The sequence below is a fragment of the Streptomyces sp. NBC_00207 genome (assembly GCF_045160965.1).
In the GTDB taxonomy this organism is placed as follows: domain Bacteria; phylum Actinomycetota; class Actinomycetes; order Streptomycetales; family Streptomycetaceae; genus Streptomyces.
The window spans coordinates 4,865,515-4,890,828 of the sequence record NZ_CP130715.1 but is presented as its reverse complement, the minus strand read 5'-3'; the positions used below and the strand labels follow the sequence as shown (position 1 = coordinate 4,890,828).

Below are 25,314 nucleotides of genomic sequence, written 5' to 3'. Positions count from 1 at the left end.
CCGGTCAGCCGAGCCAGGCCGAGGCCACCGAGATCGCCTGGCCGGGGTTCAGCCGCGGGTCGCAGAAGCTCGTGTACTTGTCGCCGAGCCGGTGCATCCGCTCAACGTCGGTGACGCACTCGGTGACCTCGTCGGGAGTGGTCTCCAGGTGGATGCCACCGGCGACGCCGCCTGCCGCGCCGACCGCGCGCTGGAACTCGACCACCTCGCGTACGACGGTCTTCACCAGCCGCGTCTTGAGCCCTTCGGGGCCGCTGACGGTGTTGCCGTGCATCGGGTCGGTCAGCCAGACGACGGGGTGGCCGGCCGCGCGGGCCGCCTCGACCAGGGCGGGCAGGCGCTCGCCCACCAGGTCGGCGCCCATGCGGGCGATCAGGGTGAGACGGCCGGGCGTACGCTCCGGGTCGAGCTTCTCGCACAGCGCCAGCAGCTCGTCCGTCGTCATCCCGGGGCCCACCTTGCAGGCCACCGGGTTGGCCACGGCGGCGAGCAGCGCGACGTGCGCGCCGTCCACCTGGCGCGTGCGCTCGCCGATCCACGGCCAGTGGGTGGAGGTGAGCAGCAGTCGGCCGTCGGACTGCACGCGCGTCATCGGCAGCTCGTAGTCCAGCAGCAGCGCCTCGTGGCTGGTCCACACCGGGGTCTCGGGCCGGGTGCGCCGGTCCTCGCGGCCCCAGCCGAGGAATTCGAGGACGCTGCGGGACGATGCGTAGCCCGTCAGCATCCGGGTCGGGTCGGGCCTGCGCAGCTCGGGGTCGGGCTCGGGGGCGTTGACCATGTGGCCGCGGTACACCGGGAGTTCCACGCCGCCGACGGTCTCGGTGGGGTTGGACCTCGGCTTGCCGTACTGGCCGGCCATCCGGCCGACCCGCAGGACCGGCTTGTGCGAGGTCATCTTCATGACCCCGGCCAGCACCTCCAGCAGGCCCGCCTTGCGGGCGACATCGCCCTGGTTGCTCTCGGCCCAGTCCTCGGCGCAGTCGCCGGACTGGATGATCTGGACCCGGCCGGCGGCGGCCTCGGCGAGATGTGCGCGGAGCGCATCGGTGTCGGCGACGTCGACGAGCGGGGGCGCGGAAGCGAGTTCTTCCCTTACCCGTGCGAGTTCCGCGTGACCTTCCCAGTCCGGCTGCTGAACCGCGGGCAACGAGCGGAGGAATGCGTGGACATTGTTCACCTGATACCTCCCGGGGTGGATTGATTCCGTGAACGCCCACCGACTCTTACGGACTCACGGACCGGACCAGAAGCTCCGCCGGCGGACTCCGTCAAATGCCGCCGCATTCTCGTCCCGACTTGACGGAGTGCTGCTTTCGGCGTTGCGGAACGCGGGCGTCCCGAAGAGAGTCCAGCGGTGCGGCGGCCCCCCGGGACGTGCCGTGGATCAGTGCCAGACGTGTCCAGATATGTGGAGGTCAGTGATGTCCGAGACCGCGCGACCGCAGGCGTTCGCCGACGATGCGCAGCTCCGGAGCAACAACCGGGCGATCGTCGAGGAGTACATGAACACTCGTGGTCAGGACCGCCTCAAGCGCCACCTGCTGTTCACCGAGGACGGCAGCGGTGGGCTGTGGACCACCGACACCGGGGAGCCGATCGTCATCCGCGGCCGGGACACGCTCGCAGAGCACGCGGTGTGGTCGCTGAAGTGCTTCCCCGACTGGGTCTGGACGAACATCGAGATCTACGAGACGCAGGACCCGAACCGCTTCTGGGTGGAGTGCGACGGTGAGGGAAAGATTCTCTTCCCCGGCTACCCCGAGGGCTACTACAAGAACCACTTCATCCATTCCTTCGAGTTCGAGAACGGGAAGATCAAGCAGGAGCGGGAGTTCATGAACCCCAATCAGCAGCTCCGCGCCCTCGGAATTCCCGTACCGTCGGTGAAGCGCGAGGGAATTCCCACCTGATATGAAGGCCGACATCGCCTGGTGGGATCTGTCGGAATCCCCGGAGACGATCGAGTCCCTGCGTGAGCACCTGCGGGACGGCGGCGTGGACCCCTGGTCGGACGTGCCCGGGCTGCGCCTGAAGTTCTGGATGGCCGACGCGGACAACAACCGCTGGGGAGCGGTCATGGTGTGGGAGAGCGGTCCGCCCGCGGACCGCCCGCTGCCGCCCAATCGCGCGGCCGAGCTGATCGGCTTTCCGCCCACGCACCGGACGCGGTTCGACATCGAGGCCACCGTCGAGGGCATCCATTCCCTTCCGGTGCTGCACCGCCTCGGTCCGGCACTCACGCAGTGACGCCGGCTCAGCAGACCCGTCGCACCACCCCTTCAGGAGAACCCATGCACGACTACATGGTTGTGGACGCCTTCGCCCGAAAGCCGCTCGAAGGCAATCCGGTGGCCGTCTTCTTCGACACCGCCGACCTCACGGGCGAGCGGATGCAGGAGATCGCCCGCGAGATGAACCTCTCCGAGTGCACCTTCGTCCTCCCGGCAGAGCAGGGCGGCGACGCGCGCATCCGGATCTTCACGCCGGTCAACGAGCTGCCGTTCGCCGGTCATCCCATGCTCGGCACGGCGGTCGCGCTCGGCCTGACCATGAAGCAGGACCGGCTGCGGCTCGAGACCGCCATGGGCGTCATCCCCTTCGAGCTGACCCACGAGGAAGAAGCCACCGCCGTACGGATGCGCCAGCCCGTGCCCACCTGGGAACCGTACGAGCACAGCGAGGAGCTGCTGGCCGCACTCGGCGTCGACGAGGCCGTCACCCCGGTCGTCGCCTACCGCAACGGCCCCCGCCACGTCCTCGTCGGTCTGGAGAGCGTCGAGGCACTCTCCGCTCTGCACCCGGACCACCGCGCTCTGTCCGCGTTCCCGGACATGGCCGCCAACTGTTTCGCCGGGGCGGGTACGCACTGGCGCACCCGGATGTTCTCGCCGGCGTACGGCGTGGTCGAGGACGCGGCGACCGGTTCGGCGGCGGGCCCGCTCGCGATCCACCTGGCCCGGCACGGTCTCGCCGCGTACGGCCGGGAACTGGAGATTCTCCAGGGGGTCGAGATGGGCCGCCCCTCGCTGATGCGCGCCATCGCGGAGGGCGAGGGCGACACCGTCAGCTCGGCACACGTCGGCGGCCACGGCGCAGTCGTCGCCCGCGGCACCATCTACGTCTAGAGAGGCTCCAGTGACCACGACCACCAGCACCTCCGGCAGCAGCAGGTTCGAGTCGCTCAGTGGCGAGACCGACCTCGACTTCCCCGAGTACGACAACCCGGCGGCCGACCCGGTCGAGCTGCTGCGGACCTGGCTCGACCAGGCCGTCCAGCGCGGCGTCCGCGAGCCGCGGGCCCTCGCGCTGGCCACCGCCGACGCCCGCGGCCGCTCCTCCACCCGCATCATCGCGATCACCGCCGTGACCGACCGCGGCCTGGTCTTCATGAGCCACACCAGCAGCCAGAAGGGCCGCGAGATAGCCGAGACCGGCTGGGCCTCGGGCCTGCTCTACTGGCGCGAGACCGCCCAGCAGATCAGCATCTCCGGCGCGGTCGAGCAGCTCGGCGACGCCGAGTCCGACGCCCTCTGGTTCGGGCGCCCGGTTCCCATGCACGCGATGTCGACGGCCGCCCACCAGAGCGAGCCGCTGGACGACGTGGCGGCGCTGCGGGCCACGGCCAACCGCCTCGAGGCGGCCGGTACGCCGCTGCCGCGGCCGGAGCGCTTCGTCGGCTACCTGCTGGTGCCCTCGGCGATCGAGTTCTGGGCGGCGAGCTCCGACCGGCTGCACCGCAGGCTCCGCTACGACCGGCTCGACGCACAGAGCTGGAGCACGAGCCGGCTGCAGCCGTGAGGGAGGCCGGGCACATGCACGTGGTCGTCATCGGGGGCGGGATAGGTGGTCTCACCACCGCTCTGGCCCTCCACGAAGCGGGCATCCGCGCGACGGTACTGGAACGAACCCGCGAGATCCGGCCGCTCGGGGTGGGGATCAACCTCCAGCCGCACGCGGTCCGCGAGCTGACGGAACTGGGCTTCGCCGACGAGCTCGCCGCCATCGGCGTGCCCACCGCCGACATGGTGTGGGTCGACCGGTCCGGCAACCCCCTGCACCGCGAGGAGCGCGGCACCGCCCGCGGATACCGCTGGCCGCAGTATTCGGTGCACCGCGGGGAGCTGCAGATGATGCTCCTCGCCGCGGTACGCGAGCGGCTCGGCCCGGAAGCGGTCCGCACCGGAACGGTCTTCGAGCACGTACGCCAGAACCCCGACGGGGTACACGTCCGCGCCATCGGCCGGGAGACCGGTGAGGTCACGGACACCACCGGGGATCTGCTCGTCGGTGCGGACGGTCTGCACTCCGCGGTACGCGCCCGGCTCCACCCGGACGAAGGCCCCCTGCGCTGGTCGGGGACCATGATGTGGCGCGGGGTCACCGAGACCGACGCGTTCCTGACCGGCCGCACGATGATCCACGCCGACGCCGGCCGGGGCGCCCGGCTGATCGCCTACCCGATCCGTCCCGGTGCGGCGGGGCAGGGACGCTCGCTGACCAACTGGGTCTGCATGGTCTCGGTCGCCGAGCCGCAGCCCCTGGACGGGGCCGCGGGCTGGAACCGGGTCGGCCGGCTCGAGGACGTACTGCCGCACTTCACCGACTGGGAGCTCGGCTGGCTCGATGTGCCCGGGATGCTGGCCGGCGGCGGGGAGCTCCTCGAGTACCCGATGGTCGACCGCGACCCGCTGCCGAGCTGGGGTGAGGGCCGGGTGACGCTCCTCGGTGACGCCGCGCACCCGATGTATCCGGTCGGCGCGAACGGTGCCTCGCAGGCCATCGTCGACGCGCGCGTCCTCGCGTACGAACTTGCGACGCGCGAGGACCCGGTCGTCGCGCTGCGCGCGTACGAGGACAAGCGCCTGGCCGCCACCAGTGCCATCGTGCTCGCGAACCGGCGGATGGACCGGTCGAAGCCCAGGAATCCCGCGGACGCGGACGGCTCGGGCGACGGGCCGGCCCAGGGGATTTACACCAAGATCGCCCGCACGTACCGGAACTCCACCGGAGACGACGTGGCCGAACTCAACGCGCGTGCCTCGCTGCACCCGCCGATCCGGAAGGGAAACACCGGCATGACGTTCAAGCCCGAGCCCACGGACGTGACCTCGACGTACTACGCGGCATGGAAGGTCAAGGACTTCGACACCCTGCGCTCGGTGCTCGCCGAGACCGTGGACTTCGTCGGCCCGTACGGCAGCGCGACCAGCGCCGACGAATTCCGCGCGAAGATCGAGGTGGCCTCGGAGATCAACACCGACATCGTCGTCAAGAAGGTCTTCAGCGACGGACCCGACGTGCTCACGTGGTTCGAGATGCACACCAGCGTCGCCGCGCCGGTCCAGGTGGCCACCTGGAGCCATGTGGTGGACGGCAAGATCGCCCGCCAGCGGGTGGCCTTCGACCCGCGCCCGATCACCGGCTAGCACTGCGGCCGCACCGCCTGATTCGGCCACGGTCCCGTGTGACGGGACAATCACCGGGCGGCGGAAGGTAGTGGCCCCTGCACCTCGTCCCCGGCCTCCCTGCGCAGTCAGGCTTTTGAGGACAGCTCAGGAGAGTCTGACGGGACAGTGCATGGAGGGGGGTTCTGTGAGCGTTCACGCTGACGGAATCATGTCTGTACGAGAACTGCGGCGCGGAGCGACGGCGTTCCGATCCGAACGGGAACAGGTGCTCCAGGACCTGAGCACGGCCCTGTTCGCCTCGCTCCCCCGCAGGGACCAGCGGCGCAAGGGCGAGCAGTATCTGCGCGGCCTGCTGGCCGCGCAGGGCCGCAGGTCCATCAGGAACGTCGCGGTCTGCCTCGGCGACCCGACGCTGGAGCAGAGTCTGCACCACTTCATCTGCAACTCCACCTGGGACTGGATGCAGGTGCGCGAGGCGCTCGCCGACTGGCTCGGCCAGGCGATCGGGCCACTGGCCTGGGTGGTGCGGCAGATGTCGATACCGAAGTCCGGCCGGCATTCGGTGGGCGTGGGCCACGGCCTCGACCTCCACCGGGACCAGCCCTTCCACGGGCAGCAGGCGTTCGGCGTGTGGGCCGCGTCCGAGGAGGCCAGCGCCCCGGTGAACTGGCGGCTGCTGCTGGAGGAGGCACAGGGCGAGACCCAGGAGGAGTGCGCCGCCGCCGCGGCCCTGAACTTCGCCCGCCTCCACGACGCGTCCCGTCGGCCCGTTGTGCTGGACACACCCACCGGCGACCCGGAGGCCACGCTCCGGCGCTTCACCGAAGCCGGAGTGCCCGTGCTCGTACGCACCCAGGGCACCGCACGGCTCACGGTCCGGGAAACGGCCCTGCCCGGATACGGCCAGGGCACGCAGCCGGCCCAGCGGATCGTCGAATCGGTCAAGGGACTGCGCAGGCCCGCCGGCTGGCGCGACACGACGGCGCCCTCCGGCATCCGGCACGCACCGGCCGTGAAGGTGCGCGTGGGGCTGCCCGGCAGGGAGGAGGGCCCCGGGCGCGGACACGTCCTCCTCGGGGAGTGGGACAACCCCCGGCGTCCGGCCACCCGGCTGTGGGTCACCAACATGGCCGAGGTGCCCGCGTCGACGCTGCTGCGCCTGACGAAGCTCACCGACCGGGTGGGACAGGACCTGTCGGGCTTCGGGGACCGCGCCGGGCTGCGGGACTTCGAGGGGAGGTCCCTGCGGGGCTGGCACTGCCACATCACGCTGGCGTCCGCCGCGCACGCCGTGGAGGTGCTGACGGCGAGCCGCAGCCGCGGCGACCGCTACTTCCCCGGGATCCCGGCCTGAGCGTGCGACTCGCGCTGGCGCCGCAGGACGTCCCGGGCCCGCAGCAGCCGCAGCGCGAGCTGCACTTCGACCGCGCGGCCGGGCTTCTGCCAGCCGGGGCCGAGGAGTTCGGTGATCCGCTTCAGCCGGCGCGCGACCGTGTTGGGGTGGACGTGCAGTTCCTTGGCCGCGCCGGTCGGACTGTTGCCGGAGGCGAAGTAGGCCTCGACGGTGCGGACGAGGCCGGTGGTGCCCCCGGCGTCGTGGTCGAGCACGGGGCCGATGGCCGAGGAGACGAATCCGTCGACATCGTGGTCGTTGGAGAGCAGCAGCCCGAGGAATCCGAGATCGCCCATCGACGCGGCGCTGCCCGCGCCGTCCAGGGCGATCAGCGCGTCGAGGCAGCGCAGTGACTCCTGGTACACCTTGGCGACCGCGGCGAGCCCGCCGGCGGGGCCGGAGGCGCCGACCGTGACGGGCCGCCCCAGCAGCGGCGACAGTTCCTCGGAGACGGCCCGGGCGGCGGCCGAGGCGTCCGAGCCCGGCAGCAGCAGCACGATGCAGCCCCCCTGGACCGTCTTGAGCCCGGAGTGCCGGTACGCGTAGGAAGAGGCCCAGACGACGGCCCTGCCGTGCTCGCCGCCCTCGGGGCGGGCCAGTACGACGACGTACGATCCCTCCAGGTCGAGGCCCAACTGTGATGCCCGGCGCATCAGTTGGCGCGGCTGCCGCAGAGGGGCGACGAGCAGGTCGTCGAAGAGCTCGTCACGGACCGGCCCCGCGGCCACGGCCGCACTGCGCTGGACCACCAGCAGCAGCCCGATGGTCTGCCCGACGAAGCCGAAGAACCGCTCGGCCTCGGGGCCCGGCGGCTGCGTGACCTTGAGCAGGACGACGCCGAGGTACTCGGCCCCGGCGGTGACAGGGGTCGCCCACAGGTTCTCGGCGAGCGCGCCGGGACCGCGGAAGGCACGCGTCTCCAGCGCCGCCCGGCCGGTCAGCGCCTCCTTGAAGAGGCCCTCGGTCTCACCGGGAGCCTCGGCGTCCGAGCCGGTGGACGCCAGGATCTGCCCGTGCGGGTCGCCCACCGCGAGCGTCGCGCCCAGCGCGTCGGCCGCGATCTTCGCGATGTCGTACAGATCGCCGCCGTCGAGCACCTGGGCGATCAGCCGGGACTGGACCTCGTTGAGGTACGCCATCCGCGCGATGGTGCCCCGCGCCTCGAAGCCCGCGGACTCCAGTTCGGCGATCTCGGTCCGCGTACGGTCGAGCAGCCTGGCCTTCTCCAGCGCGACCGACGCGAAGTCCGCCAGGGAGCGCATCACGCTGATCTCGTCGGGCGTGAAGTGGCGTACGACCCGGTCCGCGCCGTACAACGCGCCGATGGGTGCGTCGCCCTGGAAGATCGGCACCGCCATGATGGCGTGCAGACCCTCGGCGCGCACGACCTCGTCGACCCCCTCCCCGTGCGGGATCCGGTCGTCGTTGAGGTAGTCCGAAGTCCAGAAGGGCGCACCCTTGTCCTGCGCCATCTCGCCGAGGCCGCGGCGCTCCTCCACCACGAGTCCGACGTTGAGCGCGGTCGTGTCACCGTCCGAGCTGTGGATGTACGAGCCGCCGCCGGACCTGCGCAGACTGATGTAGGCCATGTCGAAGCCGAGCAGCCTGCGGGCCCTGCTGGTGATGACCTTCAGGAGGGTGTCGGGGTCGTACCGCGTGGTCATGTCGTGGACCGTGTCCACCAGGGCGGCCATGACGACTTCCCGCTGCCGGCGCTGGTTGGCGGAGGCGTGGATGCCCATCGCCAGCTGGGTCGCCCGCTCCAGCTCGGCGAGCTGCTCCGGTGGCAGGTTCTGCCGTCGGCCGCGCTGCAGCAAGTCCTGAAAGTGACCGGGTGGTGACTCCTGTGCGAGCAGTTCCAGAACTGCCAGCGCCGGGGCGTCGGTCAACGCCTCGTCCTTAGCCATGCTGCTTCCCCCGTGCTCTCGGCTCGCTCGCCACCACCATCGAACGTACGTTTCTCCCTAAGGCGGGTCAAGTTGCTGACCTGCGGATTTGCCGCGGTGAGTGTGGCCTCGGCATCACTTTCACGGTGGTGCGGTGTCGTCCCGCCACCTTCCGAGTCCCGACCGGCTCGGGTAACGATTCGAGAAGGGCGTCGGCGGTGAGCGGCGCCCATCAGTGTGCAACGGGGGCACGATGACCGAAGTCAAAAACATCAAAAGCTATGAGCGGTCACTGGAGCGGAGCCGGGCAGCCCTTTCGCGCAAGGACCGGCCACGGACCTTTCCCATGGCGGGCCGCGAGTGGGACCTGCTGGACGGCGTGTTCGCACCGACGTTCTCGGCGTCGACGGGGGCGGCCATGGAGCTGCTCGGCCTCATCGGGCCGGCCGAGAGGCCCTGGCACGGCTCGTTCCTGGAGATCGGTTGCGGCACCGGCATCATCGCCGTGTCCGCCGCGCTGGCGGGCTGCGATCGCGTGACCGCCGCCGACATCAGCGAGGCGGCCGTGCGGAACACCGCGATGAACGCGGCGCGGCACGGGGTGACGGACCGTCTGAGTACGGTGCACAGCGACCTGTTCGACGGACTCGGGGCAGGTCAGGCAGCAGGTGAGCCGTTCGACACCGTCTACTGGCACTCCAATTTCGTACTGGCTCCGCCCACCTACCGCTACGAGACGGTCCACGAGCGCGCCTATGTGGACCCCGGATACCGGGCCCACCGCCGCTTCCTCGCCGAAGCCCCTTCGTACGCGGCCGACGGGGGCGCGGTCCTGCTGCACTTCAGCGACCGCGGGGACATCGCGGCGCTGCACACGATCGCCGAGGAGTGCGGACGGGAGCTGCGGGTGCTGCGGAGCCGCGCCGTCCCCGAGGGCGAGGAGACCGTCGAGCACATTCTCTTCGAAATCACCGTCCGCTGAATTACCCGAGAACCCGTGATGGCGAAAGAACCCGTGCGCACTCTGCTGATAGACAACTACGACTCCTTCACGTTCAACCTTTTCCACTACCTCGCCGAGGTGAGCGGGTCGGAGCCGGTGGTGATACGCAACGACGATCCCACGTGGGACCCGTCCCGGCTCGCGGAATTCGACAATGTGGTGCTGTCGCCCGGCCCCGGCAACCCGACCCGCGCCGCCGACTTCGGAATCTGCCGGGAAATCATCGAAGGCACGGACATACCCCTGCTCGGCGTCTGTCTCGGACATCAGGGAGTCGCCCTGCTGCACGGCGGAACGGTCGCCCGGGCCCCGGAGCCGCGGCACGGCCGCACCTCGCCCGTACTGCACGAGGGCACCGGTCTGTTCCGCGGCGTCCCCTCGCCCTTCGAGGTGGTGCGCTACCACTCGCTGACGGTGACGGACCTGCCCGACGAGCTGGAGGCCACCGCATGGACGCCGGACGGCGTGCTGATGGGGCTGCGGCACCGGCACCGGCCGCTCTGGGGACTCCAGTTCCACCCCGAGTCGGTGCTCACGCAGTACGGACATGCCCTCCTCGCCAATTTCACCGAGCTGAGCCGCCGGTGGCACGCGGAACGGGGCTCGGGAACCTCCCGCAGGCCGGTGCCTGCCGCCGTGCCGAAGCCGCCCGGCGCCCGCACCCCGTTGCCCGCGGACGACGAGACGCGGCAGCTGCGCGTGCTGGTGGAGAGCACACCGACCGGCTGGGCGGACGAGGCCGCCTTCCACCGGCTCTTCGGGGCGAGTGAGAACGCGTTCTGGCTGGACAGCAGCAAGACCGACGCCGACGCGGGCCGGTTCTCCGTCATGGGTGACGCGGCGGGCCCGCTCGCGCGGGTGGCCAAGGCCGACGTGCGGAGCCACACCGTCACCGTGCGCTCGACCGGCGGCTCCGAGATCACCACGGGCGGCTTCCTCGACTGGCTCGACCGCGACCTGAAGTCGATGCGCACCGAAATCCCCCTCGTCCCCTTCGACTTCACCCTGGGCTGGGTCGGCTACCTCGGCTACGAACTGAAGGCGCAGTGCGGCGCCGGCGCAGCCCATCAGGCGCCCGACGCCGACGCCACCATGGTGTTCGCCGACCGGGCCGTGGTCCTGGACCACGCCACCGGCACCACCCACCTGCTGGCGCTGGCCGAGGACGGAGACGAGGCGCCGGCCCGCGCCTGGCTCCGTACCGCCGCGCAGACGCTGGAGTCGATCGCCGGCGAGCTCGCCGTGGAAGCACCGGCCGCGCCCGCTCCCCGCCCTTCGGCCGCCGGAATCCGGCTGCGGCACGACCGCGACGCGTACCTGCGGCTGATCGACGCCTGCCAGGAGGAGATCTCCGCGGGCGAGACGTACGAGATCTGCCTCACCAACCTCGCCGAGGCCGAACTGGACCTGGACCCCTGGGACGCGTACCGCGCGCTGCGCCGCTTCAGCCCGGCTCCGTACGCCGCCCTGCTGCGCTTCGGGCAGCTGTCCGTGCTCAGCACCTCGCCCGAACGCTTCCTGCGCGTGAGCGCCGACGGCACGGCCTCGTCCAAGCCGATCAAGGGCACCCGGCCGCGCGGCACGACGCCGCAGCAGGACGCGGCGATCGTGGCGGACCTGCGCGCGGACGAGAAGGACCGGGCGGAGAACCTGATGATCGTCGACCTGGTGCGCAGCGACCTCGGCCGCCATGCCGAGCTGGGGTCGGTCGAGGTCACGGGCCTGTTCGACGTCGAGACGTACGCGACCGTGCACCAGTTGGTGAGTACGGTGCGGGCCAGACTGCGCCCGGACCGCAGCGCCGTGGACTGCGTGCGGGCCGCGTTCCCCGCCGGTTCGATGACGGGCGCCCCGAAGCTCCGCACCATGGAGATCATCGACCGCCTGGAGGCCGGGCCGCGCGGGGTCTACTCCGGCGCCATCGGCTACTTCTCGCTGTCCGGCGCCGCGGACCTGAGCGTCGCGATCCGCACGACGGTGATCACCCCGGGCCGGGTCCGCTACGGAGTCGGCGGGGCGATCGTCTCGCTGTCGGACGCGGAGGCGGAATTCGAGGAGACGGCGGTCAAGTCGGCCCCGCTGCTGATGCTCACCGGGACCGAATTCCCCGGCCGCCGCGAGGCGTCGGAGCCCAGCCGGAGCGGCGGGGCGGCGCGCGGACAGTGACCGGGGCCGCCCGGGGCAGGTGAGCGGGTCCTCGGGCGGGTCCTCGGGCGGTCCGGCGGGGCCTTGAGCGGCCCCGGTCAGTGAGCGGGCCGCCGGCCGTCCCGGCCGGTGCGGGAGCCCTGCCGCAGGAGCTCGGCGGGGCCCAGCTCCTGGTAGCGGCCGACGAGCTCACCGAGCAGCCGCTGCGACGGCGCGTCGTCGGGTGTGTAGATCCACATCTTGGTGTCGGGAGCGGAGGCCATCGCGAGGCCGGTCGCGATCATGCTGATCTCGTCCCCGTCGACGGTCCAGAACGACTTGCGCCGGGTGACGGACGAGGCGACCTCGTGCCTGGCCCAGATCTCGGCGAAGCGCCCGTTCGCCTCGGAGAACTTCCGGATGAACCCGGTCCAGTGCGGGTCGCCCAGGCGGCGGCCGGACTCGGCCCGCAACTGCGCGACCATGAAGGAGACTTCGCGCTCCCACTCGACGAGCGGCTGCATGTGCTCCTCGGCGGTGAACAGATGCCACAGCACGTTGCGGTCCGCCGCCGGCAGCAGCGCGAGACCCGGATCGAGCGCCCCGTAGGCGTCGTTGAAGGCGAGCACGTCGTAGCGGGCGGTCACGATGGTCGCCGGAAGCGGGATCAGGGCATCGAGGATGGTCTGGTGCTCCGGCGGCTGGGGCTGCCCCGCCGACACGTCGAGGGGCACGCTGGGGATGTCCGCGAGCCGGTAGAGATGGTCCCGCTCGGTCCGGTCGAGGCGCAGCGTCCGGGCGATCGCGTCGAGCACCTGGACGCTGGGGTTGATGCGACGCCCCTGCTCCAGCCACGTGTACCAGGCGACTCCGATGCCGGAGAGCTGGGCGACCTCCTCGCGCCGCAGCCCGGGCGTACGCCGCCTGGTGCCGCGCGAAATGCCCGCGTCCTCCGGGGTGGTGCGCTCCCGGCGCAGCCTGAGGAAGGCGCCCAGCTCGGAGCGCCGCTGGGCCTCGCCCCCTGCGGAACCGCCGGCGGCACCTTTCGCGGCACCGTTCGCGGCGTCGATGTCGTCGGGCATCACCACCCCAGTGTGCGGGACGGCCGCACGGCGCAGCCAGATACCCCCGGTACCGGGATAACTGGATATCTGGTACCCGCATCCGACCACCAGGATCATCACCGTCATGAGTGAGACGACACAGAACCGGGCTGTCGCACCCCCCTCCCCGGGGAACGAGCCGCCGGCCCCCGACCCCGCCGTACAGAAGAGCCGGAACAACCGCATGCTGGCGGTCATGCTGGGCGCGGTCTTCATGGCCCTGCTCGACTCGACCATCGTCAACGTCGCAACACCGACCATCCGCACCGACCTCGGCACCACCGGCTCGGCGCTGCAGCTCATCGTCTCCGGCTACACCATCGCCTACGCCACGCTGCTGGTGACCGGCGCCCGCCTCGGCGCCCGCAACGGCTTCCGGACCATGTTCCTGTTCGGACTGATCACCTTCACTGCGGCCTCCCTCGCCTGCGGTCTGGCACCCGGCTCGGCGACTCTGATCGGCGCCCGCGTGGTGCAGGGCGTCGGCGCGGCGACGATGATGCCGCAGATCTACAGCCTGATCCAGCTGAACTTCGAAGGGGCCGCGCGGGCCCGGGCACTGAGCCTGTACGCGGCCGTCATCGGGCTCGGCGTCGTGATCGGCCAGGTCGCCGGCGGCCTCCTGGTCAGCGCGGATCTCTTCGGCACCGGCTGGCGTCCGGTGTTCCTGATCAACGTGCCGGTGGGTGTGGTGCTGGTGATCGCCGGGCTGCGGCTGCTGCCGCAGGGCAAGCCCCCGAAGCCCAAGGGCCTGGACATCCCCGGTCTGATCACGCTGACGGCGGCGCTGCTGCTCCTGGTCGTGCCGCTCGTCATGGGCCACGAGCAGAACTGGCCGCTGTGGATGAAGATCTCCCTGGTCGCCTCGGTCCCCGCGCTCGTGGTGTTCGTCCTCGTCGAGCGTGCGGTCGCGCGCCGCGGCGGAGCGCCGCTGGTGCCGGGCCGGGTGCTGAAGTCGCCCGGTCTGGTGCCGGGAGCGTCCGCGAACTTCTTCGCGATGGCCGGGTACGCGGGTTTCCTCTTCGCCTTCTCGCAGCACATGCAGTCGGGGCTCGGCGAGTCCGCGACCCGTACCGGTCTGACGTTCGCACCGCTCGCCATCGGCGTCGCGACCGGCAGTCTCACCTGGCAGAAGGTGCCCGAGCGGCTGCACCGGCCGATGATCGCCACCGCGTGCGCGGTCGCCGCCGTCGGCTACGTGGCCATCGGCTTCGACATGCGCTCGGGCGGCCACGGCGGCATCCTCCTCCCGGCCCTGCAGCTGGTCGTCGGCATCGGGATGGGCTACATCACCAGCCCGCTGCTCACCGTGGCGCTGGCCCAGGTCAAGCCGGCCGACGCGGCGGACGCGAGTGGCGTGATGACGACCGCGGCGCAGATCGCGCAGGTCCTCGGCGTCGCGGCGTACGGCAGCGTGTACCTCGGCGCGGCCGACGGCCAGGGGGCCGACTCCTCGGCGCACGCCATCTTCGTGACCGCACTGCTCGTCACGATCGGGGCCCTGCTCAGCGCACTGGCGGCACTGAGGCTGCCCCGCAGGCAGCAGACGTCCTGAACCCCCTGCCCGCGACACCGACCACCGACCGACTCCCCCGGAACGAGGCCCCCATGGCAGTCGCCGGTCTTGTGACCGCACGCATCCAGGTCGGCGGTGCACCCGGCACCGATCCGTACGAGGTACTGATCGGACGCCAGCTGCTCGGCGAGATCCCCGGGCTGCTCGGCCCGGCGGCCGCCCGGGTGGCGGTGATCCACCCGAGGCCGCTCGCGGGCACCGCCGAGCAGATCCGGGCGGATCTGGCCGCGCGGGGCCACGAAGCCATCACCCTCCAGGTGCCCGACGCCGAGGCGGCCAAGAGCGCCGAGGTCGCGGCGTACTGCTGGAAGCGGCTGGGGCAGAGCGGCTTCACCCGTACCGACGTCATCGTCGGTGTCGGCGGCGGCGCCACGACCGATCTCGCCGGGTTCGTCGCGGCGACCTGGCTGCGCGGAGTGCGGTGGATCGCGGTGCCGACGACCCTGCTGGCGATGGTGGACGCGGCGGTGGGCGGCAAGACGGGCATCAACACCGCCGAGGGCAAGAACCTCGTCGGGGCCTTCCACCCGCCCGCCGGGGTCCTCTGCGACCTCAGCGCGCTGGACTCGCTGCCGGCCGACGACTACGTGAGCGGCCTGGCGGAGATCATCAAGGCCGGTTTCATCGCCGACCCGGCGATCCTCGACCGCGTGGAGGACTGTCCGGCCGGTGCGCGCTCGCCGGCCGGTCCGCACACCGCGGAGCTGATCGAGCGCTCGATCCGGGTCAAGGCGCAGGCCGTGTCCGACGACCTGAGGGAATCCGGTCCGCGCGAGCTCCTCAACTACGGCCACACCCTCGCCCACGCCATCGAGAAGAACGAGCGCTACACGTGGCGGCACGGAGCCGCGGTGTCGGTGGGCATGGTCTTCGCCGCCGAACTCGGCCGTCTGAGCGGGCGGCTGGACCCCGCCACCGCCGACCGCCACCGCTCGGTCCTGCAATCGGTCGGGCTGCCGGTGACCTACCGCGGCGACCAGTGGCCGGCGCTCCTGCGGTCCATGAGGGTCGACAAGAAGTCGCGCGGCACGCTGCTGCGCTTCATCGTCCTCGACGGACCGGGCCGGCCGGCCGTGCTGGAGGGCCCCGGCCTGCCGGTGCTGTCCGCCGCGTACGCAAGGGTGACGGCCTGACGCCGTACGCCCCCCAAAAGACCGGCAGCTCCGTACTTCCCCCGGCGGAGCTGCTGCTTTTCGTGCCGACCGCCGGGCCGACGGTCAGCACGAAAAAAAGCCCCTCTTACCTGCGTCACCGCAGGTCAGAGGGGCTTAAGAGAGTGGAGCCTAGGAGATTCGAACTCCTGACATCTGCCTTGCAAAGGCAGCGCTCTACCAACTGAGCTAAGGCCCCATGGAACTGGACGCACCCGTCCCACGCGAGACAGGGGGTCGTTCCGCAGAACAGAGTACCGGGTGTACCCCCTCATCTCGCAAAATGATAGGGACTCCCGTCGTGCGACCACTCTCCGTAAGATGCTCGCGAGGTTCGCACCAGCGAAGGGGAGTAGTAAGAGTGGACGCAGTACAGCAAGAGGCCACGGCCAGAGCCAGAGAGCTTCAGCGCAGTTGGTACGGGGAGCCGCTGGGAGCGCTCTTTCGCCGGCTCATAGATGACCTCGGCCTGAACCAGGCCCGCCTCGCTGCCGTCCTCGGTCTGTCGGCGCCCATGCTGTCCCAGCTGATGAGCGGCCAGCGCGCCAAGATCGGGAACCCGGCCGTGGTGCAGCGCGTCCAGGCCCTCCAGGATCTCGCCGGCCAGGTGGCCGACGGGAGCGTCAGCGCCGGGGAGGCCACCGACCGGATGGACGAGATCAAGAAGACCCAGGGAGGATCCGTCCTGAGCAACAGCGGCCAGACCACCATCAGCTCCGGCGCACCCACGGTCAAGCGGGTCGTGCGCGAGATCCAGTCGCTGCTGCGCTCGGTCTCCGCGGCCGGCGACATCATCGACGCGGCGAACACCCTCGCCCCCAGCCACCCGGAACTGGCAGAGTTCCTCCGGGTGTACGGCGCGGGCCGCACCGCGGACGCGGTCGCCCACTACGAGGCCCACCAGAACTGACGGCACGAGGGCGGACGACGGGTGACGGGGGACGGGCGCAGCGATGGGTGAGATCTTCGCCGGTCGGTACGAGCTGATCGATCCGATCGGGCGCGGTGGCGCGGGTGCCGTGTGGCGGGCCTGGGACCACCGCCGTCGCCGCTACGTCGCCGCGAAGGTCCTCCTGCAGAGCGACGCCCACACCCTGCTGCGCTTCGTGCGGGAACAGGCCCTGCGGATCGACCACCCGCACGTGCTCGCTCCCGCCAGCTGGGCGGCCGACGACGACAAGGTCCTCTTCACCATGGACCTGGTCGGCGGCGGCTCCCTCGGCCACGTGATCGGGGACTACGGCCCCCTGCCGCCCCTCTTCGTGTGCCAGTTGCTCGACCAGCTCCTGTCGGGGCTGGCCGCGGTGCACGCGGAAGGCGTGGTCCACCGCGACATCAAACCGGCCAACATCCTGATGGAGGCCACCGGAACCGGGCGGCCGCACCTGCGGCTGTCCGACTTCGGCATCTCCATGCGCAAGGGCGAGCCCCGGCTGACCGAGACCAACTACGTGGTCGGCACCCCGGGCTATTTCGCTCCCGAGCAACTGCTGGGCGCCGAGCCCGACTTCCCCGCCGACCTCTTCGCCGCCGGGCTGGTCGCCCTGTACCTGCTCCAGGGCGCCAAGCCCGATTCCCAGGGCCTCGTGGAGCACTTCCTGGCCCATGGCACCCCGGGCGCCCCGCAGGGCGTTCCCGCCCCGCTCTGGGACGTCCTCGCCGGTCTCCTGCAGCCGGACCCCCAGAGCCGCTTCCGCACGGCCACAGGGGCGCGCAAGGCCCTTGCCGAGGCCGTGGAACTGCTGCCGCCGCCCGCCCCGGACGAGGACCCGGTGGAGGTGTTCGACCAACTCGGCCCGCTCCCGCCCGGTTTCGGCCCGCAGGGCCCCCTCGCGACCGCGGCGGTGACCCCGCACGCGCCCACCGCCGGGGTGGTGCCGCCCGGCGCGTCCGCCTCCGTGACGCAGGCCGCGGAGCCCGCCCGTACCGATCCGCGCGGGACGGCGACGACGGCAGGAGCACCGCCGACGGCCGCCACCGCGCCGAGCGCGCCGACGGCTCCGTACCCGGCCGTCCCGGCCCAGGTGCCCGCGTACGGGCCCTCGGAGACGGGCAGCTTCCACCTGCCGCCGCCCTCCGCGGCGGCCCCGCCCTCACCGGCGGCCGTGCCGACGCCGACGGCCTCCGCCACCCCGCCGGTCCGGGCGGCCGGCGGCATCGCCCCGCCTCCGGCGAAGGCGGTGGCCTCGATCCTCGCCGCGGCGCTGCTCTGCTTCGCCGTCGGCGTCTGGGCCCTCACCCAGCTGTAGGACCGCGCCCCCGCCGCCCGAGCAGGGTCCAGCCGCCCAGCACGAGCAGCAGCACCGTCCCGGTGCCGAAGCCGGCCCCGGCCACGACCCGCATCACGGACCGCTTGTCGGCGGCCGCCACGGCCTCCGGGGCGGTCAGCCCCTCCTCGGCGGCGGTCCTGTCCTCCGCGCCCACCCCGAAGCCGCCCGCGGCGAGACTCTCCTTGTACGCGGGCGCCTTGGCCGGGGTGCCGCCGACCTCCAGCCGCAGGGTCAGCGGCACGGGCACCGCGTCCTCGGTGAAGTCGGCGACCTTCGAGCCCATCGTCACCGCGACGTAGTACCAGCCCGCGACGGCCACGGGCTGCACGGCCCGGTCATCGGCGAAGCGGTTCTCGTAGGCGACGGGAGGGGTCTTCCCCAGGGTGATCCCGGCCTGCTTGCCGTCGTACGAGACGTCCTTTTCGGAGATCAGGCCCCGGTACGGGCTGTAGAGCGCGACGGTGAGCCCGCCCGAGGCGGAGCCGTACGTCTTGGTCATCCGGGCGGCGGCGAGTTCCGCGCCGACCCCCAGCTGCTGTCCCCAGTCCAGCGGGACCCGGTAGTACCGGGTCTGGCCGGGCCTCATCTCGTCGCGCCACACCCCGGCGCGCAGGGCGCGCGCGTCGTTGAAGCCGGTGCCCCCGGTGCGGCCCACCGCCTCGGTGCCGGGCAGGGAGGGGGCCCCGGAGGGCCAGCTGCCGGGCGCGGTGGTGGGAGCGCCCGGGCCGCGCCCCGGCTCCCGCTGGACCTTGATCTCCAGCGGCCAGGGGCTCTGGTCGTAGCCCTTGGCCGAGGTGCGGGTGATCTTGGCGTAGTACACGCCGGCGGGCGCGCAGTCCTCGTCCTCCGCGCCCCACCGGACGCCGGCCGCGCTGATGGGGTAGGGGTCGTAGCCGAAGTTCGCCCGGCCGGTGGTGGCCCGGCACGAGCTCCCCGCGGTGGTCATGATCTCCACCTCGATGCCGTCGCCGCCGGACACCTTCGCACCCGCGCCGGGCCGGACCACGGCGGAGACGTAGACGTTCGAGCCGTCCTTGTCCAGGACGAGCCGGTACACGCGCTCCTCGGGGCCGAGGGTGTCCTCGTAGACGCTCCCGGGCTCGATCTGCGGGGCGTCCGCGGTGGAGGGCTTGCCCTCGATCGCCTTGGCGCCCTCCGCGGCCCGGTACGTCGGGACCGGCTGCGGCTGCGTCCCGTCCGCGCGGGCGGCCGCCGGCAGGGCGGCCGTCAGGCCCAGGGCCGCCGCCCCCACCACGGCTCCCAGCCGCACCGTCGTCCGTACCCGACCCATCACGCCCACCCCGAGTTTGCTAGCGCAAGCCAAATCTTTGCATAACGTAAGTTTTCGTCACAGAACAGCACAAAGCCCCGGCCGCAGCGGCAGCCGGGGCTTCATGGGATCAGCCTTGGGTCTCACACACCGGAACCAGAAGGCACGGAGTCGGTTGCCTCCGTCCACAGGTCCTGCTCGGCGCGGTCCGCCTGGATCTGGCGGTACACGAGGAGCCCGCCGATGGCGGCCAGTGCGACCAGGAGCAGCTTCTTCACCGCGCGACCTCGTCTTTCGTTGACGTAGGGGACTTCTGGCAGCCAACAATACACACCGACCGATACCGATCGGTGACCTGCCGGCCCACCAACTGGCCCTACGACAAAGACCCCCAGGCCTTGGCCTGGGGGTCTTTGACACTGTGGGGCTAACAGGATTTGAACCTGTGGCCTCATCCTTATCAGGGATGCGCTCTAACCAACTGAGCTATAGCCCCATCCGCGCTGCGCGCTGACTCCTGAAGATTAGCGCACAGACCCGGTCAGGCCAAAATCCGTTCCGACCGGGCGTCTGCGCAGGTCATCCGACCCCTTGCAGGCCCTTCCGCGAAGGCCTACTCGTCCTCGGCGAGCGTCAGCTCCACACCGCCGACGAAGCCCGCCGACAGGTTGTAGATGAAGGCGCCCAGCGTGGCCAGTGCCGTCGCCAGCACCACGTCGATCACCGCGATCACCGACGTGAACGTCAGCACGCGCGGCAGCGACAGGAACGACTGGAGGTCGAAGCCGTTGCTCTCGTTCGAGCCGGTCGCCTCACTGATCGTGCCGCCGACGGTCGAGAAGACGCCCATCGCGTCCATGACCATCCACAGCACCGCCGCCGCCACGATCGTGCAGATGCCCAGCGCGATCGACAGCAGGAAGCTGACCTTCATCACCGACCACGGGTCGGCCTTGGCCACCCGCAGCCGCGCCTTGCGCGTCCTGGGCGCCGTACGGATCCCCGTACGCGGCTTGCGCTGTGCGGCGGCGCCGCCGTTCGCCCGCGGCGTGCCGGCGCCCGAGGGCGCCGCGTAGGCCTGCGGCGGCTGGTACGGCGGCGGCGCGGGCCGGTCCCGGCCGGCTTCCGCGCCGGCCGTCGGCTGCGGCCCTCGGGTGTCCGTCACGGCGATCCCCCTGCCCTCGGAGGTGGCTTCGCCACCTTGGGAGTCCGCGGCGGGGCCACGGGCACCGTTCGCCCCAGTCTTGGCCGGTCCGGCGCCCGTGGCTCCACTCACGACTTACTCCTCGTGCTCCCCGGCCGAGGGCTGCGTGCCCTCGGCGGCCTCGGCGGCCTGTCCGTCGGCCACCTCGGTCTCGTTCTCGTCGGCCTCGACCTCGTCAGCTTCCTGACCGGCCTCGGCGTTACGGGCGATGCCGACCACGGCATCGCGCTTGCCCAGGTTGATCAGCTGAACGCCCATGGTGTCACGGCCGGTCTCCCTGACTTCGTTGACGCGCGTACGAATCACACCACCGCCGAGCGTGATGGCGAGAATCTCGTCCGTTTCGTCCACCACGAGCGCCCCTACGAGCGACCCGCGGTCCTCCACGATCTTCGCGGCCTTGATACCCAGACCGCCACGACCCTGGACGCGGTATTCGTTGACCGGCGTGCGCTTGGCGTAGCCGCCGTCGGTCGCGGTGAAGACGAACGTACCCGGCCTCACAACGCTCATGGACAGCAGTTCGTCACCTTCGCGGAAACTCATGCCCTTCACGCCCGAAGTGGCGCGGCCCATCGGGCGCAGCGCGTCGTCGGTCGCCGTGAAGCGGATCGACTGCGCCTTCTTGCTGATCAGCAGCAGGTCGTCCTCGGCGGACACCAGCTCCGCGCCGATCAGCTCGTCGTCGCTGCCGTCCTCCGTCTCCCGGAGGTTGATCGCGATCACACCACCCGAACGGGGCGAGTCGTAGTCCTTCAGCGCCGTCTTCTTCACCAGGCCGCCCTTGGTGGCCAGGATCAGGTAGGGCGCCGCCTCGTAGTCGCGGATGGCGAGGATCTGCGCGATCTTCTCGTCCGGCTGGAAGGCCAGCAGGTTCGCCACGTGCTGCCCGCGGGCGTCGCGGCCGGCGTCCGGGAGCTCGTACGCCTTGGACCGGTAGACGCGGCCCTTGTTCGTGAAGAACAGCAGCCAGTGGTGCGTGGTGGAGACGAAGAAGTGGTCGACCAGGTCGTCCTGCTTCAGCTTCGTGCCGCGCACGCCCTTGCCGCCGCGCTTCTGCGAGCGGTAGTCCTCGGTCTTGGTGCGCTTGACGTAGCCGCCGTGCGTGATCGTGACGACGATGTCCTCTTCGGCGATCAGGTCCTCGATGGACATGTCACCGTCGAAGGGCACCAGCTTGGAACGCCGGTCGTCGCCGAACTTGTCGACGATCGCCGCCAGTTCCTCGCTCACGATGGAGCGCTGGCGCTCCTCCGAGGCCAGGATGGCGTTGTACTCGTTGATCTTGGCCTGGAGCTCGTCGTGCTCGGCGACGATCTTCTGGCGCTCCAGCGCCGCGAGGCGGCGCAGCTGCATCTCCAGGATCGCGTTCGCCTGGATCTCGTCGATCTCCAGGAGGCCCATCAGGCCCTCGCGCGCGATCTCGACCGTGTTGCTGCGCCGGATCAGCGCGATGACCTCGTCGATCGCGTCCAGCGCCTTGAGCAGACCGCGCAGGATGTGGGCGCGCTCCTCCGCCTTGCGCAGGCGGAACTTCGTGCGCCGGACGATGACCTCGATCTGGTGCGTCACCCAGTGGCGGATGAAGGCGTCGATCGACAGCGTGCGCGGCACGCCGTCCACCAGCGCCAGCATGTTCGCGCCGAAGTTCGTCTGCAGCTCGGTGTGCTTGTAGAGGTTGTTCAGCACGACCTTGGCGACGGCGTCGCGCTTGAGCACGATCACCAGGCGCTGGCCGGTCCGCGACGAGGTCTCGTCACGGACGTCGGCGATGCCGCCGACCTTGCCGTCCTTCACCAGGTCCGCGATCTTCTGCGCGAGGTTGTCGGGGTTGGTCTGGTACGGAAGCTCCGTGACCACCAGGCACTGGCGGTTCTGGATCTCCTCGACCTCCACCACCGCGCGCATCGTGATGGAGCCGCGACCGGTCCGGTACGCCTCCTCGATGCCCTTGCGGCCCACGACGAGGGCGCCCGACGGGAAGTCGGGGCCCTTGATCCGCTCGATCAGCGCGTCCTGGAGCTCCTCGTGCGAGGCCTCCGGGTGCTCCAGCGCCCACTGCGCACCGGCCGCTACCTCGCGGAGGTTGTGCGGCGGGATGTTGGTGGCCATGCCGACCGCGATGCCGGCGCTGCCGTTGACCAGCAGGTTCGGGAAGCGCGCCGGGAGCACGGTGGGCTCCTGGTTGCGGCCGTCGTAGTTGTCCTGGAAGTCGACGGTCTCCTCGTCGATGTCCCGGAGCATCTCCATGGCCTGCGGCATGAGCTTGCACTCGGTGTAGCGCATCGCGGCCGCCGGGTCGTTGCCCGGGGAGCCGAAGTTGCCGTTGCTGTCCACCAGCGGCATGCGCATCGACCACGGCTGGGCCAGGCGGACCAGGGCGTCGTAGATCGAGCTGTCACCGTGCGGGTGGTAGGTACCCATGACGTCGCCGACGACACGGGCGCACTTGTAGAAGCCCTTCTCGGGCCGGTAGCCGCCGTCGTACATCGCGTACAGCACGCGGCGGTGCACCGGCTTGAGGCCGTCCCGCACATCCGGCAGGGCGCGCGAGACGATGACGGACATCGCGTAGTCGAGGTAGGAGCGCTGCATCTCCGTCTCGAGCCCGACGGGCTCGATGCGCAGCACGGGCTGCTCCTCCGCAGTGTTCTCGGCGTTCTCTGCAGTGGGGGTGGTTTCGTCGGCCATTGCTGGTCAGAAGTCCTTTCAGGCGGCGGTCAGCGGAGCCGACTCAGATGTCGAGGAAGCGGACGTCCTTGGCGTTGCGCTGGATGAAGGAGCGCCGCGCCTCGACGTCCTCACCCATCAGCACCGAGAACAGGTCGTCGGCCTGCGCCGCGTCGTCCAGCGTGACCTGGCCGAGGACCCGGTGGTCCACGTCCATCGTGGTGACGCGCAGTTCCTCGGCGTTCATCTCGCCCAGACCCTTGAAGCGCTGGATCGAGTCTTCCTTGATCCGCTTGCCGTTCTGCTTGCCGAGCTCCACCAGCGCGTCGCGCTCGCGGTCCGAGTACGCGTACTCGAAGTCGTCCCGGCCCCACTTGATCTTGTAGAGCGGCGGGCGCGACAGGTACACGTGACCGGCCTCGACCAGCGGCCGCATGAAGCGGAAGAGGAAGGTCAGCAGCAGGGTGTTGATGTGCTGGCCGTCGACGTCGGCGTCCGCCATCAGGATGATCTTGTGATAGCGGAGCTTCTCGATGTCGAAGTCCTCGTGCACACCGGTACCGAAGGCGCTGATCAGCGCCTGGACCTCGGTGTTCTGGAGGATCTTGTCGATACGGGCCTTCTCGACGTTCAGGATCTTGCCGCGGATCGGCAGGATGGCCTGGTACATCGGGTTGCGGCCGGACTTCGCGGAGCCACCGGCCGAGTCGCCCTCGACGATGAAGATCTCGCACTTGGTCGGGTCGTTCGACTGGCAGTCGGACAGCTTGCCCGGCAGCGAGGCGCTCTCCAGCAGGCCCTTGCGACGGGTGAGGTCACGGGCCTTGCGGGCCGCGACGCGCGCCGTGGCCGCCTGGATCGACTTGCGGATGATGTCCGCGGCCTCGACCGGGTTGCGGTCGAACCAGTCGTTGAGGTGCTCGTGGACGACCTTCTGCACGAAGGTCTTGGCCTCCGTGTTGCCCAGCTTGGTCTTCGTCTGGCCCTCGAACTGCGGCTCGCCCAGCTTCACCGAGATGATCGCCGTCAGACCCTCGCGGATGTCCTCGCCGGCGAGGTTGTCGTCCTTCTCGCGCAGCAGCTTCTTCTCGCGCGCGTAGCGGTTGACGAGACCCGTCAGCGCCGCACGGAAGCCCTCCTCGTGCGTACCGCCCTCGTGCGTGTGGATCGTGTTCGCGAAGGAGTAGACGCCCTCCGTGTACTGCGAGTTCCACTGCATCGCGATCTCGACCGAGAGCATGCGCTCCTTGTCCTCGGCCTCGACGTCGATGACGGTCGGGTGGATCAGCTCGCCCTTGCGCGAGTTGAGGTACTTCACGAAGTCGACGATGCCGCCCTCGTAGTAGTACTTCACCGTGCGCGCCGTGGGCTCGGCGGTGTCCGCGTCGGGGTCGTCCGCGCCGACCGTGGCCTTCGCCGACTCGCGCTCGTCGGTCAGCGACAGGGTGAGGCCCTTGTTGAGGAAGGCCATCTCCTGGAAGCGCCGCGACAGCGTCTCGAAGGAGTACTCGGTCGTCTCGAAGATGTCGCCGTCGGCCCAGAAGGTGACCGTGGTGCCGGTCTCGGCGGTCTCCTCGTTCTTGGCCAGCGGGGCCGTCGGGACGCCCAGCTTGTAGTCCTGGGTCCAGCGGTGGCCGTCCGTCTTGACCTCGACCGCGACCTTGGTCGACAGGGCGTTCACGACGGACACACCGACGCCGTGCAGACCGCCGGAAACGGCGTAGCCGCCGCCTCCGAACTTGCCGCCCGCGTGCAGGACCGTCAGGACGACCTCGACGGCCGGCTTGCCCTCGGACGGAACGATGCCGACCGGGATACCGCGACCGTTGTCGACCACGCGCACCCCACCGTCGGCGAGGATCGTCACGTCGATGGTGTCCGCGTGCCCGGCCAGCGCCTCGTCGACCGAGTTGTCGACGACCTCGTAGACGAGGTGGTGCAGACCACGCTCACCCGTCGAGCCGATGTACATACCCGGCCGCTTGCGGACCGCGTCCAGGCCCTCGAGGACCTGGATCGCACTGGCGTCGTAATTCTTCTCGTTGGAGTCGCCGGAATCGGCCACGAAGCGCCCTTTCTGGCACAGCGCAGCCCGTACTCCGGACCAGCAAGTGCGCCGGCGGGAGCGGCCGCGTCGTTCTGCGTTGTCTGCGTGATCCCGCGAACGGGCGGGATTTGCTTCAGTCTACCGGTACCACCGACATGAATGGGGGTTTGCCGGTACCTGAGTCCGCATGTGCCGCCCTGAACCTCCTC

General features: G+C 70.6%; 20 protein-coding genes and 2 tRNA genes. 12 read left to right on the top strand and 10 right to left on the bottom strand.

The features are described 5' to 3' along the window. Nucleotides 1-4: 4 nt before the first annotated feature. Nucleotides 5-1,177: a 3-deoxy-7-phosphoheptulonate synthase gene (locus tag OG472_RS23085; RefSeq protein ID WP_401610082.1), complete on the bottom strand. Its 1,173-nt coding sequence runs from the start codon at nucleotides 1,175-1,177 to the stop codon at nucleotides 5-7. Nucleotides 1,178-1,421: 244 nt separating this feature from the next. Between OG472_RS23085 and OG472_RS23080 the strand changes: the two genes are divergently transcribed. The 6 genes from OG472_RS23080 to OG472_RS23055 all read left to right on the top strand — a co-directional run bounded on the left by OG472_RS23080 (nucleotide 1,422) and on the right by OG472_RS23055 (nucleotide 6,762). After that, the gene (locus tag OG472_RS23080) at nucleotides 1,422-1,910 is read left to right on the top strand and encodes a PhzA/PhzB family protein (protein ID WP_401610085.1); all 489 of its coding nucleotides are present in this window, start codon (nucleotides 1,422-1,424) and stop codon (nucleotides 1,908-1,910) included. A 1-nt stretch (nucleotide 1,911) separates the two neighbouring features. Further along, a complete protein-coding gene (locus OG472_RS23075; RefSeq protein ID WP_401610087.1) occupies nucleotides 1,912-2,247 on the top strand; it encodes a hypothetical protein in 336 nt (111 codons plus the stop codon). Between the two features lie 44 nt (nucleotides 2,248-2,291). Continuing rightward, on the top strand, nucleotides 2,292-3,125 hold the full coding sequence (locus tag OG472_RS23070; RefSeq protein WP_401610090.1) for a PhzF family phenazine biosynthesis protein: 834 nt from the start codon (nucleotides 2,292-2,294) through the stop codon (nucleotides 3,123-3,125). A 10-nt stretch (nucleotides 3,126-3,135) separates the two neighbouring features. After that, nucleotides 3,136-3,798: a phenazine biosynthesis FMN-dependent oxidase PhzG gene (gene phzG, locus OG472_RS23065; RefSeq protein ID WP_401610091.1), complete on the top strand. Its 663-nt coding sequence runs from the start codon at nucleotides 3,136-3,138 to the stop codon at nucleotides 3,796-3,798. A gap of 14 nt (nucleotides 3,799-3,812) precedes the next feature. After that, nucleotides 3,813-5,426 (top strand): FAD-dependent monooxygenase, encoded by a 1,614-nt coding sequence (locus tag OG472_RS23060; protein WP_405941968.1) that lies wholly within the window; start codon nucleotides 3,813-3,815, stop codon nucleotides 5,424-5,426. Between the two features lie 190 nt (nucleotides 5,427-5,616). Next, on the top strand, nucleotides 5,617-6,762 hold the full coding sequence (locus OG472_RS23055; protein WP_401610096.1) for an IS701 family transposase: 1,146 nt from the start codon (nucleotides 5,617-5,619) through the stop codon (nucleotides 6,760-6,762). Here the strand turns inward: OG472_RS23055 and OG472_RS23050 are convergent. Then, on the bottom strand, nucleotides 6,738-8,708 hold the full coding sequence (locus OG472_RS23050) for a helix-turn-helix domain-containing protein (RefSeq protein ID WP_405941967.1): 1,971 nt from the start codon (nucleotides 8,706-8,708) through the stop codon (nucleotides 6,738-6,740). The genes OG472_RS23055 and OG472_RS23050 overlap by 25 nt on opposite strands. Before the next feature lie 325 nt (nucleotides 8,709-9,033). On the opposite strand from OG472_RS23050, the gene OG472_RS23045 reads away from it, so the two are divergent. Both OG472_RS23045 and pabB read left to right on the top strand, forming a co-directional pair. Continuing rightward, entirely contained in the window at nucleotides 9,034-9,669 is a 636-nt protein-coding gene (locus OG472_RS23045) for a 50S ribosomal protein L11 methyltransferase (RefSeq protein WP_401610102.1), read from the top strand. Nucleotides 9,670-9,702: 33 nt separating this feature from the next. Continuing rightward, nucleotides 9,703-11,856, top strand: a complete 2,154-nt coding sequence (gene pabB / locus OG472_RS23040; protein WP_405941966.1) for an aminodeoxychorismate synthase component I — start codon at nucleotides 9,703-9,705, stop codon at nucleotides 11,854-11,856. Nucleotides 11,857-11,933: 77 nt separating this feature from the next. Here pabB and OG472_RS23035 read toward each other — a convergent pair whose 3' ends face one another. Then, nucleotides 11,934-13,004 (bottom strand): helix-turn-helix transcriptional regulator, encoded by a 1,071-nt coding sequence (locus OG472_RS23035; protein ID WP_401610107.1) that lies wholly within the window; start codon nucleotides 13,002-13,004, stop codon nucleotides 11,934-11,936. Here OG472_RS23035 and OG472_RS23030 point away from each other — a divergent pair. After that, a complete protein-coding gene (locus OG472_RS23030; protein WP_401610109.1) occupies nucleotides 13,003-14,472 on the top strand; it encodes an MFS transporter in 1,470 nt (489 codons plus the stop codon). The genes OG472_RS23035 and OG472_RS23030 overlap by 2 nt on opposite strands. 53 nt (nucleotides 14,473-14,525) lie before the next feature. Further along, nucleotides 14,526-15,626 (top strand): 3-dehydroquinate synthase, encoded by a 1,101-nt coding sequence (gene aroB / locus OG472_RS23025; protein WP_405831019.1) that lies wholly within the window; start codon nucleotides 14,526-14,528, stop codon nucleotides 15,624-15,626. Nucleotides 15,627-15,770: 144 nt separating this feature from the next. On the opposite strand, the gene OG472_RS23020 is transcribed toward aroB, so the two are convergent. Beyond that, nucleotides 15,771-15,843: transfer RNA gene (locus OG472_RS23020), tRNA-Ala, on the bottom strand. A gap of 162 nt (nucleotides 15,844-16,005) precedes the next feature. Between OG472_RS23020 and OG472_RS23015 the strand changes: the two genes are divergently transcribed. Both OG472_RS23015 and OG472_RS23010 read left to right on the top strand, forming a co-directional pair. Beyond that, complete coding sequence (locus tag OG472_RS23015; protein WP_030707692.1) at nucleotides 16,006-16,554, top strand: transcriptional regulator; 549 nt, start codon at nucleotides 16,006-16,008, stop codon at nucleotides 16,552-16,554. 43 nt (nucleotides 16,555-16,597) lie between these two features. Continuing rightward, complete coding sequence (locus tag OG472_RS23010) at nucleotides 16,598-17,893, top strand: protein kinase domain-containing protein (RefSeq protein ID WP_405941965.1); 1,296 nt, start codon at nucleotides 16,598-16,600, stop codon at nucleotides 17,891-17,893. Here OG472_RS23010 and OG472_RS23005 read toward each other — a convergent pair. The 6 genes from OG472_RS23005 to gyrB form a co-directional block, all read right to left on the bottom strand. Next, nucleotides 17,880-19,205 carry a hypothetical protein gene (locus OG472_RS23005; protein ID WP_405941964.1) on the bottom strand — a complete coding sequence of 442 codons (1,326 nt, stop codon included), beginning with the start codon at nucleotides 19,203-19,205 and terminating at the stop codon, nucleotides 17,880-17,882. The genes OG472_RS23010 and OG472_RS23005 overlap by 14 nt on opposite strands. 122 nt (nucleotides 19,206-19,327) lie before the next feature. Next, complete coding sequence (locus OG472_RS23000; protein WP_208809277.1) at nucleotides 19,328-19,462, bottom strand: DLW-39 family protein; 135 nt, start codon at nucleotides 19,460-19,462, stop codon at nucleotides 19,328-19,330. Nucleotides 19,463-19,606: 144 nt separating this feature from the next. Continuing rightward, nucleotides 19,607-19,680: transfer RNA gene (locus tag OG472_RS22995), tRNA-Ile, on the bottom strand. A gap of 117 nt (nucleotides 19,681-19,797) precedes the next feature. Then, entirely contained in the window at nucleotides 19,798-20,349 is a 552-nt protein-coding gene (locus tag OG472_RS22990; RefSeq protein ID WP_401610119.1) for a DUF3566 domain-containing protein, read from the bottom strand. A 114-nt stretch (nucleotides 20,350-20,463) separates the two neighbouring features. Next, nucleotides 20,464-23,079, bottom strand: coding sequence for a DNA gyrase subunit A (gyrA, locus tag OG472_RS22985; protein ID WP_405831012.1), 2,616 nt, complete (start codon nucleotides 23,077-23,079; stop codon nucleotides 20,464-20,466). Between the two features lie 43 nt (nucleotides 23,080-23,122). After that, nucleotides 23,123-25,144, bottom strand: a complete 2,022-nt coding sequence (gene gyrB, locus OG472_RS22980; RefSeq protein ID WP_266384970.1) for a DNA topoisomerase (ATP-hydrolyzing) subunit B — start codon at nucleotides 25,142-25,144, stop codon at nucleotides 23,123-23,125. Nucleotides 25,145-25,314 lie beyond the last annotated feature (170 nt).

What these genes read in the sequence shown, in the direction of transcription:
- gyrA (WP_405831012.1), bottom strand. Translation starts at nt 23,079, where the DNA reads ATGGCCGACGAAACCACCCCCACTGCAGAGAACGCCGAGAACACTGCG.
- OG472_RS23070 (WP_401610090.1), top strand. Translation starts at nt 2,292, where the DNA reads ATGCACGACTACATGGTTGTGGACGCCTTCGCCCGAAAGCCGCTCGAA.
- aroB (WP_405831019.1), top strand. Translation starts at nt 14,526, where the DNA reads ATGGCAGTCGCCGGTCTTGTGACCGCACGCATCCAGGTCGGCGGTGCA.
- OG472_RS23010 (WP_405941965.1), top strand. Translation starts at nt 16,598, where the DNA reads ATGGGTGAGATCTTCGCCGGTCGGTACGAGCTGATCGATCCGATCGGG.
- OG472_RS23005 (WP_405941964.1), bottom strand. Translation starts at nt 19,205, where the DNA reads ATGGGTCGGGTACGGACGACGGTGCGGCTGGGAGCCGTGGTGGGGGCG.
- OG472_RS23030 (WP_401610109.1), top strand. Translation starts at nt 13,003, where the DNA reads ATGAGTGAGACGACACAGAACCGGGCTGTCGCACCCCCCTCCCCGGGG.
- OG472_RS23050 (WP_405941967.1), bottom strand. Translation starts at nt 8,708, where the DNA reads ATGGCTAAGGACGAGGCGTTGACCGACGCCCCGGCGCTGGCAGTTCTG.
- OG472_RS23035 (WP_401610107.1), bottom strand. Translation starts at nt 13,004, where the DNA reads ATGACGGTGATGATCCTGGTGGTCGGATGCGGGTACCAGATATCCAGT.
- OG472_RS23055 (WP_401610096.1), top strand. Translation starts at nt 5,617, where the DNA reads ATGTCTGTACGAGAACTGCGGCGCGGAGCGACGGCGTTCCGATCCGAA.
- OG472_RS23075 (WP_401610087.1), top strand. Translation starts at nt 1,912, where the DNA reads ATGAAGGCCGACATCGCCTGGTGGGATCTGTCGGAATCCCCGGAGACG.
- OG472_RS23060 (WP_405941968.1), top strand. Translation starts at nt 3,813, where the DNA reads ATGCACGTGGTCGTCATCGGGGGCGGGATAGGTGGTCTCACCACCGCT.
- OG472_RS23045 (WP_401610102.1), top strand. Translation starts at nt 9,034, where the DNA reads ATGGCGGGCCGCGAGTGGGACCTGCTGGACGGCGTGTTCGCACCGACG.
- OG472_RS23080 (WP_401610085.1), top strand. Translation starts at nt 1,422, where the DNA reads ATGTCCGAGACCGCGCGACCGCAGGCGTTCGCCGACGATGCGCAGCTC.